The organism is Kluyvera sp. CRP (genome assembly GCF_019930565.1).
In the GTDB taxonomy this organism is placed as follows: Bacteria; Pseudomonadota; Gammaproteobacteria; order Enterobacterales; family Enterobacteriaceae; genus Kluyvera; species Kluyvera georgiana_A.
Map to the genome: position 1 here is coordinate 2,104,207 of NZ_CP082841.1, position 15,626 is coordinate 2,119,832.

The following is a 15,626-nucleotide window of genomic DNA, read 5'->3' on the forward strand; positions in this document are numbered from 1 at the left end:
GCGAAGGCTAGCATTTGCAGTATGCGTGGTAAATGGGGGATGGCGAAATGCGATGTTTTTGCTGATAAAAATGCTGAAAATGGCGTTTTTTAGCGTTCAAACATAATTATCGCTAATTATATGTGGTCTCAGTTTTGACGCAATCGATTGGCTTGCGGGTAGCTACGCCATTTTTGGCGCGTTTTGAGGTGGGAAACCGGCGAGAAAACCCGCCGGTAGAGAAGTGAAATACGCTGCGTCTGTGGGTCAGGCGCAGATTTCGTAGCAAGGAATGTAGGCGGAGCCAGGCAGCTTCATGCGGTGTTGCGCCACGAAGCCCTGCAGCAACTCGTCCATGCGGCGCATCATCTCTTTATCGCCGTGAATTTTGTACGGGCCAAACTCTTCGATAGCGCGAATACCCACTTCCTTCACGTTACCCGCCACGATGCCAGAGAAGGCGCGGCGCAGGTCTGCAGCCAGCACTTCAACCGGTTGATCCGGATAAAGCTTGAGGTTTGCCATGTTCTCATGCGACGGCTCAAACGGCATTTGCAGGTCTGGCGCAATGCGCATCGACCAGTTGAAGCTGTAGGCGTCGCCGGTATCGCGGCGGTTCTCTTTCACCAGCGGCATCGCTTTTTTCATCTGGCGCGCCACTTCCACTTCATCATCAATGATGATCTTATAGTGGCGACGCGCGCCTTCGCCCAGCGTATGCACCACGAACTCGTCGAGCACGCGGAAGTAGTCGGCGCTCTCTTTCGGGCCGGTGAGGATAAGCGGCAGTACCTGGTCTTTATTCGCCGGGTTCATCAGGATACCCAGCAGATACAGCAGCTCTTCCGCAGTACCTACGCCGCCTGGGAAGATAATTATCCCGTGGGCAATACGGACAAACGCTTCCAGGCGCTTTTCGATATCCGGCATGATGATCAGTTCGTTCACCAGCGGGTTTGGCGGCTCAGCGGCAATAATCGACGGTTCGGTCATGCCGATAAAGCGCCCTTCTTTGTAGCGCTGCTGCGCATGGCCGACCGCGGCGCCCTTCATTGGCGCTTCCATCGCGCCAGGACCGCAGCCGGTGCAGATGTTTAACTCACGCAGGCCAAGCTGGTTACCCACGCGACGCGCGTAGAGGTACTCGTTTTCGTTGATCGAGTGACCGCCCCAGCACACCACCATGCTCGGCGCTTCGCCCACGTGCAGCGCGCGCGCGTTGCGCAGAATGGAGAACACCAGGTTGGTGATATGGGCGGAGCTTTCCAGATCGAGATTCGGGAAGCGTACGGTGTTATGAATCTGCCCGTAAACGAACAGAATATCGCGCAGCACGGCGAACAGGTTGGCCTGGAGCGAACGGATAATGCGCCCGTCGACGAACGCCTCTTCCGGCGGATTAATCAGTTCGAGCTTAACGCCGCGTTCGCGGCGCAGCACGTTAATATCGAAGCTTTCGAAGCGGGACAGCAGCTCTTTACTGTTATCGGTCAGGCTGCCTGAGTTCAGTACGGCCAATGAGCAGTTGCGGAACAATTGATACAGGTCGGTGCTGGCCGTGCGTTTAAGCATGTCGACTTCCAGCTGCGACAACATATCCATTGAGCCAAGCGGGCTAATATGTGTAATCAAGTGGACTCCTTAACGGGACGAAAATCGTCTTCCTTAGTGATTACAATAGCCTCGCTGGCTTGTTTACTACAACCTCAGTCGCGGAACAATGTGCGCATTATTGAGAAATTGTTCAGCTTACTGGCGCACCAGACGGCCAATTGCCGGCACAAATTCACCGTTTGCCCGCCACGGGTTGATATCCAGCCCGCCGCGGCGAGTGTATCGTGCGTAGACGCTCAGGCTCTCCGGCGCGCAGAAGCGCAGAATATCGTTGAAGATACGCTCGACGCACTGCTCGTGGAACTCGTTGTGATGGCGGAAAGAGACCAGATAGCGCAGCAGCTTTTTCCGATCGATCTGTGGGCCACGGTACTGAATTTGTACAGAACCCCAGTCCGGCTGGTGGGTGATCAGGCAGTTTGATTTCAACAGATGGCTGACCAGCGTTTCCTGCACCACTTTCTGGCCGGCTGCGCCGTCGAGGTAGTCGGCGTTGAACTGGTAGTTATCAATCTCGATATCCTGGTCATCAATACAGCTGCCATGGAAATGGGCAATCGGCTGGCCTTCAATCTCATCAAGGCGGTAGAGGGCCACCGTCACGTTGCCCTCCGCGCAGGCGCTCAGGTCGCGTTGCAGCGTTTCCTGCACGTCTTCCCAACGGGCGAAACGCGTCTGGTTGAAGCTGTTGAGGTAAAGCTTAAAGCTCTTTGACTCTACCAGGTTCACCGTGTCGTGGCTCAGCTCGACGTGGCCGACCGCGACCTGGGGCAGGCCTTTGGCGTTGAGCCAGGAAAGCTCGTACAGCGTCCAGATATCCGCGCCGTGGAAGGGCAGGGAATCGGCGTGCAGCCCGAGCGGATCGCGGTTCAGGCTGCGCGGAACGCCCTGTAACAGGCTGGCGTCGTAGGTATCGCGGTAATCTGTGGTTTTACCGAGCGTCAGGCCGGCAAGCGCCTGATGGTTATCATAAGAAGACATGTTTCACCGTTATAAAGCAGGTACACTATGGCTTCTAGTGTATCCTGGCTAACCTGAAGAGAGAAATTCGTGGATCAGCAGACTGCAGACGCATTACACGCCTTTACCCAACGCTATTGCGATGCCTGGCAGCGCACCTATAACAGCCTGCCGCGCAGCGAAGAGCTTTACGGCATCCCGTCGCCATGCCAGGTTTCGACGAGCGGCGACGCGGTCTTCTGGCAACCGCGGGAATTTGACGGTGAACCGAATGTAAATGGCGTTGAACGGGCAATGGATATTGTGGTACAACGACCCATTCACACCTATTATACCACTCAGTATGCGGGTGATATGCAAGCGCTTTTCATGGGCGATGCCCTGACGCTGCTGCAGGTGTGGAGCCCCGACGACTTCCGTCGCGTGCAGGAAAACCTGATTGGTCACCTGGTCACGCAGAAGCGCCTGAAGTTGTCGCCGACGCTGTTTATCGCCACGCTGGACAGCGAACTTGACGTGATTTCCGTCTGTAACGTGACCGGTGAAGTGGTCAAAGAGACGCTCGGAACGCGCAATCGCCTGCCTCTGGCCTCCTCCCTTGCGAGTTTCCTGACTCAACTTGAGCCTATTCTGTAAGACAGTTTGCCCATCCCTTTGTGAGAGATCTCTTACACGCACTGTGAGAGATCGCCAGATTATAAGTAAGACTCTTATCCCTATGTTTTAGTAATTTCGTTTTATATCAATATGATAATTGTTCTATAAGGTGATTTTCTTGCGTGTAAGCCTTAAGGGATTGTCTGAGGGGCGCTTGTAAGACGAAGCGAAATAGCGGATTCTATCTACGTCGACAGGGAGTCGCACAATGAAGTGAACATCAGGATGATGACGCTTCATAGGACACACCGGGAAGGTGATTCAAGGAAAGGCTTCAGGATGAAGCAAAAGGATAGCGCAGGACCGCGTTAAAGGACACCTCCAGGACGGAGAACGAGAGCCAGACAGGATATCTGGTGGATCAGGAAGATCAGGACACACTCAAGGATTGGGTGAAATCACATCGGGGTGGTGTGATGCAGGAAGCAACCGTTTAGGGACGAACTGGTCAGGAGACCACAGGAAAAGTTGTCACGGACGAGCAGGGAGCACTAAAAGTAGCTGGATTGCTGCGAAACGAACCGGGGGCACTGTTTTTACAGTGCCCCCTTTTTTTGTTTCCCGCCAACTAGTGGTATCCTGCGCGCGATTTTCATTCCTCAGAGGTTTCCATGACACGCCACGACAGCCTACGCGACCAACTACTGCTTATTGAAACGCTGCTGCGTCAGCATCAGCACTGGCAGGAGACGGCGCCGCATGAAAGCGCCTTTGCCAGCGAACAGCCGTTCTGCATGGACACCCTGGAGCCGCTGGAGTGGCTCCAGTGGGTGCTGATCCCGCGCATGCATCAACTGCTGGATAGCGAAATGCCGCTGCCAAAAGATTTTGCCATCGCGCCGTATTACGAAATGGCGCTCGACGCCGCGCACCCGCTACGCGCGATTATCCTGCCGCCGCTTGAGCAGCTGGATGCCTTCTTTACGAGCGATCCCCACTGATGCTGGAAATTATCTACCAGGACGAATGGTTGGTGGCGGTGAACAAACCGTCAGGCTGGTTGGTGCATCGCAGCTGGCTCGATCGCGATGAAAAAGTGGTGGTGATGCAGACGGTACGTGACCAGATTGGCCAGCACGTCTTTACCGCCCATCGCCTCGACCGTCCGACCTCCGGCGTGCTGCTGATGGGGCTGTCCAGCGAAGCCGGACGGCTGCTGGCGCAGCAGTTCGAACAGCATCAAATTCACAAGCGCTACCACGCCATTGTGCGCGGCTGGCTGACTGATGAAGCGGTGCTGGACTACCCGCTGGTGGAAGAGCTGGATAAAATCGCCGACAAGTTTGCCCGTGAGAATAAGGATCCACAGCCAGCGGTCACTCACTACCGGGGAATGGCGACGGTGGAAATGCCGGTCGCGACGGGCCGCTACCCGACCACGCGCTACGGCCTGGTAGAGCTGGACCCACAAACCGGCCGCAAACACCAACTGCGCCGCCATCTGGCACATCTGCGTCATCCGATTATTGGCGACAGCAAACATGGCGACCTGCGCCAGAACCGCAGCGCGGCGGAGCATTTCGGCTGCAACCGCCTGATGCTGCACGCCAGCGAACTCTCGATGACCCATCCGTTTACCGGCGAACCGCTGACGATTCGCGCTGGGCTCGACGACGTCTGGATGCAGGCTTTATCACATTTCGGCTGGCGCGGGCTTCTCCCTGAGAATGAAAGGGTTGAGTTTGTCGCCGACTGCGGTCAGGATGAAGCTATCCAGAAGTAAACAGGGAGTTAAATCATGGCTGAAGTAGGGATTTTTGTCGGCACCATGTACGGCAATTCGCTGCTGGTGGCGGAAGAAGCGCAAACCATTCTCGGCGGTCTCGGGCATCAGGCGAAAGTCTTTGAAGACCCGACGGTGGCGGATTGGGAAAGCTACACCGGTAAATACGCGCTGGTGGTGACCTCCACCACCGGTCAGGGTGACCTGCCGGATAGTATCGTGCCGCTGTTTAACGATCTCCAGGATATGTACCAGCCGCATCTGCGCTACGGTATTATCGCGCTGGGCGATAGCACTTACGCGAATTTCTGTGGCGGCGGCAAGCGCTTTGACGCGCTGTTGCAGGAACAGGGCGCGCAGCGGATTGGCGACATGCTGATGATCGATGCCTCCGAAGACCCGGAACCGGAGAGCGTCTCCAATCCATGGGTCGAGCAGTGGGCAACGCTGCTTAAATAAGCATGATTGATTTTCTTTCCGGTGCGGCGTCGTCGCACCGGCTGCTATTTGTTCATTTACCACATCGTTGAATAATATTCCCCGTTAATATTGTGCATTTGCACGATGAGCTGCCGCACGCCTGTTTCTATACTGTTGTTAGCCATAATAATAACGATTGCCAGATTTCTCGCTCCTGACGCGTCGGGCTGGGCATGTTAATACCCGTGCTCTGTTTACGGCCGTCGACCCAGTAGACAAGGATTTAACCATGACCATTCACACTTCCACGCCCGTTGTCACGTCCATGCAGGTGATTCCCGTTGCCGGACGCGACAGCATGCTGATGAACCTGAGCGGGGCACATGCGCCGTTCTTTACCCGAAATATCGTGATAATTCAGGATAATGCCGGGCACAAGGGCGTGGGGGAGATTCCCGGCGGCGAAAAGATTCGCGCCACCCTGGAAGAATCTATCCCGCTGGTGGTGGGGAAAACGCTCGGCGAGTACAAAAACGTCCTGAACCGCGTGCGTGCGGCTTTTGCCGACCGCGATGCCAGCGGGCGCGGCCTGCAAACCTTCGACTTACGCACCACGATTCATGTTGTGACCGCCATTGAATCGGCGATGCTTGACTTGCTGGGCCAGCATTTGGGAGTGAATGTGGCCTCGCTGCTTGGCGAGGGTCAACAGCGTAGCGAAGTGGAAATGCTTGGCTATCTGTTCTTCATCGGCAACCGCAAGGCGACGCCGCTGCCGTATCAGAGCCAGCCGGATGAGCAGTGCGACTGGTACCGCCTGCGCCACGACGAGGCGATGACCCCGGATGCCGTTGTACGTCTGGCGGAGGCCGCGTATGAAAAATACGGTTTTAACGACTTCAAACTGAAGGGCGGCGTGATGGCGGGCGAAGAAGAGGCGGAATCGATCGTCGCGCTGGCAAAACGTTTCCCGCAGGCGCGTGTAACGCTGGATCCGAACGGCGCATGGTCGCTCGATGAAGCGATCAAAATCGGTAAGTACCTGAAAGGGACGCTGGCCTATGCTGAAGATCCGTGCGGCGCCGAGCAGGGCTTCTCCGGCCGAGAAGTAATGGCGGAATTCCGCCGCGCGACCGGCCTGCCGACAGCCACCAACATGATTGCCACCGACTGGCGGCAGATGGGGCATACGCTGGCGCTACAATCGGTGGATATTCCGCTGGCGGATCCGCACTTCTGGACCATGCAAGGCTCGGTACGCGTGGCGCAGTTGTGCCATGAATTCGGCCTGACCTGGGGCTCGCACTCCAATAACCACTTCGATATTTCGCTGGCGATGTTCACTCACGTCGCCGCCGCTGCGCCGGGAAAAATTACCGCCATTGATACCCACTGGATCTGGCAGGAAGGTAATCAGCGCCTGACCAAAGCGCCGTTTGAAATTAAAAACGGTAAGGTGCAAGTGCCAGATACACCGGGGCTGGGCGTTGAGCTGGATATGGACCAGGTGATGCAGGCCAACGCGCTGTATCAACAATACGGCCTGGGGGCGCGTGATGATGCCATGGGAATGCAGTACCTGATCCCAAACTGGACATTTGATAACAAACGCCCCTGCATGGTGCGCTAAGCTTACTGCCGCCACTTCGCACAAGGACAGCTTATGAAGATTGTGATTGCCCCGGACTCATATAAGGAAAGCCTGAGCGCCCTTGAGGTCGCCAGTGCGATTGAAGCGGGATTTCGCGAGATCTACCCGGACGCCGAGTACATCAAGCTTCCGGTTGCTGACGGCGGAGAAGGGACCGTCGAGGCCATGGTGGCGGCAACACAAGGGCGGATGGTTGAGGTTGCGGTGACTGGCCCGCTCGGTGAGCCAGTGCCGGGCTTTTATGGCATCTCCGGCGATGAATCCTGCGCATTTATTGAAATGGCGGCGGCCAGCGGGCTGGAGCTTTTACCTCCCGCCGCGCGTAACCCGCTAAAAACAACCTCGTGGGGCACCGGAGAGCTGATTCGCCATGCTCTGGATCTTGGCGTGACGCGGATGATTATCGGCATTGGCGGTAGCGCCACCAACGACGGCGGCGCAGGCATGGTGCAGGCGCTTGGCGCGCAGCTGCTAACCGCTGACGGTCAGCCGATTGCGCCCGGTGGCGCGGGGCTGTCGACGCTGGCAACGATTGACATCAGCGGTCTGGATCCGCGCCTGGCGCAATGCCGGATTGATGTTGCCTGTGATGTGACGAACCCGCTGGTCGGTGATGAAGGGGCGTCGGCGGTATTTGGGCCGCAGAAAGGCGCGACGCCAGAGATGGTTGTGCAGCTCGACCGCGCATTGGCGCACTATGCCGGGCAAATTGCGCAAGATTTAGATCTTGATGTGCTGACGCTGGAAGGCGGCGGTGCGGCCGGAGGGATGGGGGCGGCGCTGTACGCATTTTGCGGCGCACACCTGAGACCGGGTATTGATATTGTGACCGACGCGCTGCACCTGGATGCGCTGGTGGCCGATGCGGATCTGGTGATTACCGGGGAAGGGCGTATCGATAGCCAGACGATCCACGGCAAGGTGCCGATAGGCGTGGCGCGGGTCGCCAAACGTTATCAGATTCCGGTGATTGGCATTGCCGGTAGCCTGACGGCTGATGTGGGTGTTGTACATCAGCATGGGCTGGATGCGGTGTTTAGCGTGCTGCATCGGATCTGTTCGCTTGATGAAGCGCTGGCGGAAGCCGGGGCGAATGTTCGTATGGCCGCGCGGAATATCGCGGCGACGATAAAAGTGGGACAGTCGCTGTAGGCCGGATAAGGCAACGCCGCCATCCGGCAATCACACACAAGCCTGATGGCGCTTCGCTTATCCGGCCTACAGGTTTGGGCTAGCCCAGCATTTTCTTCGTTTCCCGCGTCACATTATCCATTTCATCCAGCAGTTCCAGCAGCTCCGGCTCCAGCTCCTCCGCCGGGGTGCCGCTACGCAGCTGGCTTTCAATCAGCTGGCACAGATGTTTAAGACGCGGTACGCCGCTGTAGCCGCAGCTGCCGTGCAGTTTGTGAATGGCATCGACCAGATTCTCCGGCTCTTCGCCGACCAACTGCTCCTCCACCTTATTGCGCACCTCCGGCAGGAAGGCGATCAGCATTTGTAGCATCTCCCGCGCCAGGTCCGGCTTATAGGCGGCCTGGCGCAGCGCCAACTGCCAGTCCAGCGTGGCGTTCAGATCGATCGGCGGCTCCACCGGCGCGGACTGCGCGGGACGCGGCGGCGTAATGACGCCTGGCTTATAGCGCAGCAGCAGGTCGTGCAGACGGTTCTCTTCAATTGGCTTCGCCAGATAGTCGTTCATGCCGGCGGTCAGCAGCTTCTCTTTCTGCCCGGCAAGGGCGTGGGCGGTGACCGCAATCACCGGCGTTTGCTGCTGATGCGGAAGCTGACGAATCAGCTCACAGGCGCGAATACCGTCGATATCCGGCATCTGGATATCCATCAGAATCAGATCGAATTTCATCTGCTTAGCGCACTCAATCGCCTGCTGTCCGCTTTCGCACAGCTCAACGTGCTGCACCTGATCGTCCAACAGCGCGCCAATCAGTTTCAGGTTTGCCGGGTTATCGTCCACCGCCATCACCGTCATCGGCAGGCGATGCTCGGTCACCGGGACGGCCACCTGTGTGGGCGTGCTGCGGCTGAATTCCTGCAGCACCGGCAGCAGACGAGTAATGGTCAACGGCTTCAACAGGCAGGCAGCCGCACCGTTTTGTTTCAGCGACTCGGCGTCAACCTGGGCGTGACACGGCAGCGCCAGCACCAGATGGTTGGTCATGCCGAGCGCGGTACTCAGCTTATCGCGGTGAATGCTGAGGTCGCGCACCGAAACCGGTACGGCAACCAGCAGAATGTCGTAGAACTCGGTGGGCAGCGCGGCAATACTTACCGCATAGACGACCTCGAGAGGCGTTGTCGCCAGCATATCCAGCGTCGCCTGCGCGGCGGCGGCATTGGCCTCCACGTAGGCGATACGCTTGCCTTGCAGGCTGCTGGTATCCGGCCCTTCAGAAATGACGTTCGGATTGAGATCGAGGTTGATATTGAACCAGAACGTTGAACCACGGTTGGGCTGGCTGTGGAAGGAGATATCGCCGCCCATCTCGCGCACCAGTTTTTGCGTGATCACCAGCCCCAGCCCGGTGCCGCCGTGGCGTCGGGAGATGCTGGCATCGGCCTGGCGGAAGGCCTGGAACAAACGGGACTGATCGCGCTCCGGAATACCGATGCCGGTATCGCGAATCTGGACCTCAATTTGTACCTTGTTATTGCTGACGGCGCGCTGTTCTACCATCACGTCAATGTTGCCGTTTTCGGTGAACTTGATGGCGTTACCGACCAGATTGGTAATGACCTGCTGCAGACGCAGCGGGTCGCCGATGACGTTGTCCGGCACGTCATTTTTAATGTTCAGCGTCAGCTCAAGCCCTTTATCGTGCGCCGAATGCGCCAGCAGCGTGACCACTTCATCCAGCGAACTGCGCAGCGGGAACGGAATGCTCTCCAGCAACAGCTTGCCCGCTTCCAGCTTGGAGAAGTCGAGCACATCGTTGATGATCGCCAGCAGGTTGTTGGCCGAACGCTCGATGGTATTGAGGTGGTCGCGCTGGGTCGGATTGAGCTCGGTTTTCAACGTCAGGCGGGTAAAGCCAATCACGCCGTTGAGCGGTGTACGTAGCTCGTGCGACATGTTGGCGAGGAACTCTGACTTGATGCGCGCCGCTTCCTGCGCACGTTTTTTGGCGAGATCCAGTTCAACGTTTTGGATCTCCATCTGTTCGAGCGTCTCACGCAGATCCGAGGTGGCCTGGTCGACGTTATGTTGCATCTCCTCGTGATAGGCGGCCAGCGACATGGCCATCGAGTTGATGCCGTTTTTCAGCATATCCAGCTCGCCGAGCATAAAGCCCTCAACGCGGCTGTCGAGCTGCCCACGGCGGATCCGGTCAACGGTGTTCACCATGTTGCGAATTGGCCCGGTGACATCCTGCATTAACCGCCAGCCGAAGATCAGCGCAATGCCGATGCAGAACAGCATCATCACGCTGGAGATAAAGATCTCTTTATATTGCTGAAGCCTGACCGACTTGAGATCCAGCTCCAGCGCTACATAGCCGAGCATATTGACCGGCGTTTTGGCGTCCGACTGCGGTGATTCATCCGGCGAGTAGTGCTCGGAGATAATCGGCGTGCGTAGGATCATGATATCGCCGTGGCGCGTCACGCTCAGCCTTCGCGGGAAGGGCATGCCGCGCGGCAGCTGCAGCTCGCCAGGATCCAGTTGATAGTTTGAGGTGACGAACAGCTTGTTGTGTTCGTCATAGACGGAGATCGCCCGTACGATATCGGAGTGGCGACGGTGCAGCACGCTTATCAACTGGCCGATCGACTCACGGTTTTGCAAATTCATACCGTATTCGCTGGAGACGGCAAGCGGCTCGATAATGCTGGCGCCGGCGTCTTCCAGTTGACGCTGCAGGTCGTTATAGCGGTGGACGACGAAGAAGATGCTGAGCAGCAAACCGATTAATACGGTCGGCGCCAGGATCAAAATCATCATTCTTGCACGCAGGCTGTAGTTGGTCATGGAGGTCCGTTGTGGGAGAATCAGTGCAATATATTTGATTGAGAAAAATCTCTACGATGGCGCAATTCTACTCTGCAAAACGGCGCGTGACGACGCGCCAGATCATAACCGTGACAGTCAGCAGTCTTGATCCTTTCGGGCAAGGTGTGGCGCGCCACAACGGTAAAGCATTATTCATCAATGGGTTATTGCCGGAAGAGCGCGCGGAAATTACCCTGACGGAAGACAAAAAACAGTACGCGCGCGGGCAGGTAAAACGTCGTCTGAGCGACAGCCCGGAGCGCGTTGAACCGCGCTGCCCGCACTTTGGCGTTTGCGGTGGCTGCCAGCAGCAGCATGCGTCGGTTGCACTACAACAGCGCAGCAAACGTGCGGCGCTGAATCGTTTAATGAAGCGCGAGGTCGAGGAGGTTATCGCCGGGGAAGCCTGGGGATACCGCCGCCGCGCGCGCTTAAGCTTGAATTATCAGCCAAAAACCCAACGCTTGCAGATGGGTTTTCGCAAGGCCAACTCGAACGATATCATCGATGTGGTGCAATGCCCTGTTTTGGTGCCCAATCTTGAGGCGTTGCTACCCGCTGTGCGTGAATGCCTGAGCAGCCTGCAAGGCCTGCGTCATTTGGGGCATGTGGAGCTGGTCAGCGCCGATAACGGGCCGCTGATGGTGCTACGCCATACGGCGGCGCTTAACGGCGAAGATAAAGAAAAACTGGAACGCTTTTCGCATTCTTCCGGCGTGGCGCTGTATCTGGCGCCGGAAAGCGAGATACTTGAACGCGTTACCGGTGATGCTCCCTGGTATTCCTCAGACGGGCTACGCTTAACCTTCAGCCCGCGCGATTTTATTCAGGTTAACGACGGCGTAAATCAGCAGATGGTGGCGACGGCGCTGGCATGGCTGGACGTGCAGCCTACTGACCGGGTGCTGGATCTGTTCTGCGGAATGGGCAACTTTACGTTACCGCTGGCCAAACGCGCGGCCAGCGTGGTCGGCGTTGAAGGCGTGCCTGCGCTGGTGGCGAAAGGGCGCGAGAATGCCGAACTCAACCACCTGCAAAATGTCACCTTCTTCCACGAGAATCTGGAAGATGATGTAACACTTCAGGCATGGGCGAAACACGGTTTTGACAAAGTTTTACTCGATCCTGCTCGTGCTGGCGCACCGGGCGTGATGCAGCATGTTATAAAATTAGCGCCGACGCGGGTGGTGTATGTCTCCTGCAATCCGGCGACGCTGGCGCGCGATAGCGAGGCGTTGCTGAATGCGGGTTACCAAATTCAGCGTCTGGCAATGCTGGATATGTTCCCGCACACTGGGCACCAGGAATCTATGGTGCTGTTTGAGCGTAGGTAATAACGGTGGCTTGTCGACTTCGACAGGCCGGTCCCTGAAAGGAGAGGACAATGGTTGCGGTAAGAAGTGCACATCTCAATAAAGCTGGTGAGTTTGACCCACAGAAATGGATCGCAAGTCTGGGAATTTCCAGCCAGCAGTCGTGTGAACGCTTAGCCGAGACCTGGGATTACTGTCGCCGCCAAACCGTTGGGCGTGATGACGCCGAGCTGATGCTGTGGCGCGGGGTTGAGATGGTTGAAATCCTCTCGACGCTGAGTATGGATAACGATACGCTACGCGCGGCGCTGCTGTTCCCGTTAGTCGACGCTAACGTGGTCAGCGAAGAGGTGCTCAGCGAGAGCGCCGGGCAGTCGGTAGTGACGCTGATTCACGGCGTGCGCGACATGGCGGCCATCCGCCAACTGAAGGCCACCCATACTGACGCGGTCTCCTCCGAACAGGTAGACAACGTCCGTCGCATGCTGCTGGCGATGGTCGACGATTTCCGCTGCGTGGTCATCAAGCTCGCCGAGCGTATTGCCCACCTGCGTGAGGTGAAGGATGCGCCGGAAGATGAGCGCGTGCTGGCGGCGAAAGAGTGTACCAACATCTACGCGCCGCTCGCGAACCGTCTCGGCATTGGTCAGCTCAAATGGGAGCTGGAAGATTACTGCTTCCGCTACCTGCATCCGGCGGAATACAAACGTATTGCCAAACTGCTGCACGAGCGTCGTATTGACCGTGAGCATTACATCAATGACTTCGTCGGCCACCTGCGCAGTGAAATGAAAACCGAAGGGGTAAAAGCCGAGGTTTACGGTCGTCCGAAGCATATCTACAGCATCTGGCGCAAAATGCAGAAAAAACATCTCGCGTTCGACGAGTTGTTTGACGTGCGTGCGGTGCGTATCGTCGCCGAGCGCCTGCAGGATTGCTATGCCGCGCTGGGGATAGTACACACTCACTATCGCCACCTGCCGGATGAGTTCGACGACTACGTCGCCAACCCGAAACCGAACGGCTATCAGTCCATCCATACCGTGGTGCTGGGGCCAGGCGGCAAAACGGTTGAGATCCAGATTCGTACTAAACAGATGCACGAAGATGCCGAGCTGGGCGTCGCCGCGCACTGGAAGTACAAAGAAGGTACCGCCAGCGGCGCGCGCTCCGGCCACGAAGATCGTATCGCCTGGCTGCGTAAACTGATTGCATGGCAGGAAGAGATGGCCGATTCGGGCGAAATGCTCGACGAAGTGCGCAGCCAGGTCTTTGATGACCGCGTCTACGTGTTTACGCCGAAAGGCGACGTGGTGGATCTGCCGGCCGGCTCCACGCCGCTGGACTTTGCCTACCACATTCACAGCGATGTTGGACACCGCTGCATCGGCGCGAAGATCGGCGGGCGCATCGTGCCGTTCACCTATCAACTGCAGATGGGCGACCAGATTGAAATCATCACCCAGAAGCAGCCGAACCCAAGCCGCGACTGGCTGAACCCGAACCTGGGCTATGTGACAACCAGCCGCGGGCGTTCGAAAATTCACGCCTGGTTCCGTAAACAGGATAAAGACAAGAACGTACTGGCCGGGCGGCAGATCCTCGACGACGAGCTGGAACATCTGGGCATCAGCCTCAAAGAAGCCGAAAAGCACCTGCTGCCGCGCTACAACTTTAACGACGTGGAAGAGCTGCTGGCGGCGATTGGCGGCGGTGATATTCGCCTCAATCAGATGGTGAATTTCCTGCAGGCGCAGTTCAATAAACCGAGCGCCGCTGAACAGGATGCCGCCGCGCTTAAACAGCTGCAGCAGAAATCTTACACGCCGCAAAACCGCAGCAAAGACAACGGTCGCGTGGTGGTTGAAGGTGTTGGCAACCTGATGCACCACATTGCCCGTTGCTGCCAGCCGATTCCTGGCGATGAAATTGTCGGTTTCATTACCCAGGGGCGCGGCATTTCGGTGCACCGTGCGGACTGTGAACAGTTGGCGGAGCTGCAATCGCACGCGCCGGAACGTATCGTTGATGCGGTGTGGGGCGAAAGCTACTCGGCAGGTTACTCGCTGGTGGTGCGCGTGCAGGCTAACGACCGCAGCGGCCTGCTGCGCGATATCACCACCATTCTCGCCAACGAAAAGGTCAACGTTCTGGGCGTAGCCAGCCGCAGCGATACCAAGCAGCAGATGGCGACCATCGACATGACCATTGAAATCTACAACCTGCAGGTGCTGGGCCGCGTGCTTGGCAAGCTGAACCAGGTGCCGGACGTGATCGACGCGCGTCGACTGCACGGCGGTTAATTTCCCCTTACCCTCTCCCTGTTGGGAGAGGGTAACGCTCTATTTTTGCAAGGAAACACCATGACTCAAATCGACCGACTGCTCGGTATTATGCAGCGCCTGCGTGACCCGGAAAACGGCTGCCCGTGGGATAAAGAGCAGACGTTCAGCTCCATCGCCCCCTACACGCTGGAAGAAACCTACGAAGTACTCGATGCCATCGCTCGCGAAGATTTTGACGACCTGCGCGGTGAACTTGGCGACCTGCTGTTCCAGGTGGTGTTCTACGCCCAGATGGCTCAGGAAGAAGGGCGCTTTGATTTCAACGACATTTGCGCCGCCATCAGCGACAAGCTGGAACGTCGCCACCCGCACATCTTCGGCGATGCAAATGTCGGCAGCAGTCAGGAAGTGCTGGCCCGCTGGGAGCAGATCAAAACCGCCGAACGTGCGGAAAAAGCGCAGCACTCCGCGCTGGATGACATTCCGCGCGCTTTCCCGGCGCTGATGCGAGCACACAAAATCCAGAAACGCTGTTCGGCGGTGGGTTTTGACTGGACGACGCTGGGCCCGGTGTTGGATAAAGTGTACGAAGAAATTGATGAAGTCATGGACGAAGCCAGGCAGGCGGTTGTCGATGAAGCTAGACTGGAAGAGGAAATGGGCGACCTGCTGTTCGCCACCGTCAATCTTTCACGTCATTTAGGCGTCAAAGCCGAGACCGCGCTGCAAAAAGCGAATGAAAAATTTGAGCGTCGTTTCCGCGAGGTTGAGCGAATTGTCGCTGAGCGAGGCCTGGAAATGACCGGCGTAGACCTGGATTTGATGGAAGAAGTTTGGCAACAGGTAAAACAGCAGGAACATGATCTCTAAAGAATTTTTGCGGGAAAGGGCGAAAAGTGCGAAATCTTAAATGACAAGCGATTGATTTGCGTCAAAAACATTTACCCAAAAGGGGCTATTTTCTCACTCCCCATGTTTGTTTCTGCGGCGATTGAGGAGCGAGAATGAAAGTTTGTGG

Annotated in this window: 12 protein-coding genes; 9 read left to right on the forward strand and 3 right to left on the reverse strand. The window is 57.1% G+C overall.

What is annotated here, in order from left to right; genetic code table 11:
- Positions 1-246: 246 nt before the first annotated feature.
- Both ppnN and queF read right to left on the reverse strand, forming a co-directional pair.
- Positions 247-1,611: a nucleotide 5'-monophosphate nucleosidase PpnN gene (gene ppnN, locus K7B04_RS09910; protein WP_065358090.1), complete on the reverse strand. Its 1,365-nt coding sequence runs from the start codon at positions 1,609-1,611 to the stop codon at positions 247-249.
- 117 nt (positions 1,612-1,728) lie between these two features.
- Positions 1,729-2,574: an NADPH-dependent 7-cyano-7-deazaguanine reductase QueF gene (gene queF, locus K7B04_RS09915; protein ID WP_223803926.1), complete on the reverse strand. Its 846-nt coding sequence runs from the start codon at positions 2,572-2,574 to the stop codon at positions 1,729-1,731.
- Between the two features lie 69 nt (positions 2,575-2,643).
- Between queF and syd the strand changes: the two genes are divergently transcribed.
- The 6 genes from syd (at position 2,644) to K7B04_RS09945 (ending at position 8,156) form a co-directional block, all read left to right on the forward strand.
- Positions 2,644-3,189 carry a SecY-interacting protein gene (gene syd / locus K7B04_RS09920; protein ID WP_223803927.1) on the forward strand — a complete coding sequence of 182 codons (546 nt, stop codon included), beginning with the start codon at positions 2,644-2,646 and terminating at the stop codon, positions 3,187-3,189.
- Between the two features lie 632 nt (positions 3,190-3,821).
- Positions 3,822-4,151 carry a YqcC family protein gene (locus K7B04_RS09925; RefSeq protein WP_167575126.1) on the forward strand — a complete coding sequence of 110 codons (330 nt, stop codon included), beginning with the start codon at positions 3,822-3,824 and terminating at the stop codon, positions 4,149-4,151.
- Positions 4,151-4,933, forward strand: coding sequence for a tRNA pseudouridine(65) synthase TruC (gene truC, locus K7B04_RS09930; RefSeq protein WP_163446314.1), 783 nt, complete (start codon positions 4,151-4,153; stop codon positions 4,931-4,933). The genes K7B04_RS09925 and truC overlap by 1 nt, the downstream gene beginning before the upstream one ends.
- 15 nt (positions 4,934-4,948) lie before the next feature.
- The gene (locus tag K7B04_RS09935; RefSeq protein ID WP_163446313.1) at positions 4,949-5,392 is read left to right on the forward strand and encodes a flavodoxin; all 444 of its coding nucleotides are present in this window, start codon (positions 4,949-4,951) and stop codon (positions 5,390-5,392) included.
- Positions 5,393-5,642: 250 nt separating this feature from the next.
- A complete protein-coding gene (gene gudD, locus K7B04_RS09940) occupies positions 5,643-6,983 on the forward strand; it encodes a glucarate dehydratase (protein WP_163446312.1) in 1,341 nt (446 codons plus the stop codon).
- 33 nt (positions 6,984-7,016) lie between these two features.
- The gene (locus K7B04_RS09945) at positions 7,017-8,156 is read left to right on the forward strand and encodes a glycerate kinase (RefSeq protein WP_223803928.1); all 1,140 of its coding nucleotides are present in this window, start codon (positions 7,017-7,019) and stop codon (positions 8,154-8,156) included.
- 79 nt (positions 8,157-8,235) lie between these two features.
- Here K7B04_RS09945 and barA read toward each other — a convergent pair whose 3' ends face one another.
- Positions 8,236-10,989 (reverse strand): two-component sensor histidine kinase BarA, encoded by a 2,754-nt coding sequence (barA, locus tag K7B04_RS09950; RefSeq protein WP_223803929.1) that lies wholly within the window; start codon positions 10,987-10,989, stop codon positions 8,236-8,238.
- A 56-nt stretch (positions 10,990-11,045) separates the two neighbouring features.
- Between barA and rlmD the strand changes: the two genes are divergently transcribed.
- Genes rlmD through mazG form a run of 3 tightly spaced genes read left to right on the forward strand, consistent with a single transcriptional unit; the run spans position 11,046 to position 15,478 of the window.
- The gene (gene rlmD, locus K7B04_RS09955) at positions 11,046-12,344 is read left to right on the forward strand and encodes a 23S rRNA (uracil(1939)-C(5))-methyltransferase RlmD (RefSeq protein ID WP_223803930.1); all 1,299 of its coding nucleotides are present in this window, start codon (positions 11,046-11,048) and stop codon (positions 12,342-12,344) included.
- 50 nt (positions 12,345-12,394) lie between these two features.
- Positions 12,395-14,626 carry a GTP diphosphokinase gene (gene relA / locus K7B04_RS09960; protein ID WP_163446308.1) on the forward strand — a complete coding sequence of 744 codons (2,232 nt, stop codon included), beginning with the start codon at positions 12,395-12,397 and terminating at the stop codon, positions 14,624-14,626.
- Between the two features lie 60 nt (positions 14,627-14,686).
- The gene (mazG, locus tag K7B04_RS09965) at positions 14,687-15,478 is read left to right on the forward strand and encodes a nucleoside triphosphate pyrophosphohydrolase (protein WP_223803931.1); all 792 of its coding nucleotides are present in this window, start codon (positions 14,687-14,689) and stop codon (positions 15,476-15,478) included.
- Positions 15,479-15,626: the final 148 nt, after the last annotated feature.

Excerpts from the sequence above, each read along its gene's own strand:
- queF (WP_223803926.1), bottom strand. The coding sequence starts at position 2,574 with ATGTCTTCTTATGATAACCATCAGGCGCTTGCCGGCCTGACGCTCGGT.
- K7B04_RS09925 (WP_167575126.1), top strand. The coding sequence starts at position 3,822 with ATGACACGCCACGACAGCCTACGCGACCAACTACTGCTTATTGAAACG.
- truC (WP_163446314.1), top strand. The coding sequence starts at position 4,151 with ATGCTGGAAATTATCTACCAGGACGAATGGTTGGTGGCGGTGAACAAA.
- K7B04_RS09935 (WP_163446313.1), top strand. The coding sequence starts at position 4,949 with ATGGCTGAAGTAGGGATTTTTGTCGGCACCATGTACGGCAATTCGCTG.
- gudD (WP_163446312.1), top strand. The coding sequence starts at position 5,643 with ATGACCATTCACACTTCCACGCCCGTTGTCACGTCCATGCAGGTGATT.
- K7B04_RS09945 (WP_223803928.1), top strand. The coding sequence starts at position 7,017 with ATGAAGATTGTGATTGCCCCGGACTCATATAAGGAAAGCCTGAGCGCC.
- barA (WP_223803929.1), bottom strand. The coding sequence starts at position 10,989 with ATGACCAACTACAGCCTGCGTGCAAGAATGATGATTTTGATCCTGGCG.
- rlmD (WP_223803930.1), top strand. The coding sequence starts at position 11,046 with ATGGCGCAATTCTACTCTGCAAAACGGCGCGTGACGACGCGCCAGATC.
- relA (WP_163446308.1), top strand. The coding sequence starts at position 12,395 with ATGGTTGCGGTAAGAAGTGCACATCTCAATAAAGCTGGTGAGTTTGAC.
- mazG (WP_223803931.1), top strand. The coding sequence starts at position 14,687 with ATGACTCAAATCGACCGACTGCTCGGTATTATGCAGCGCCTGCGTGAC.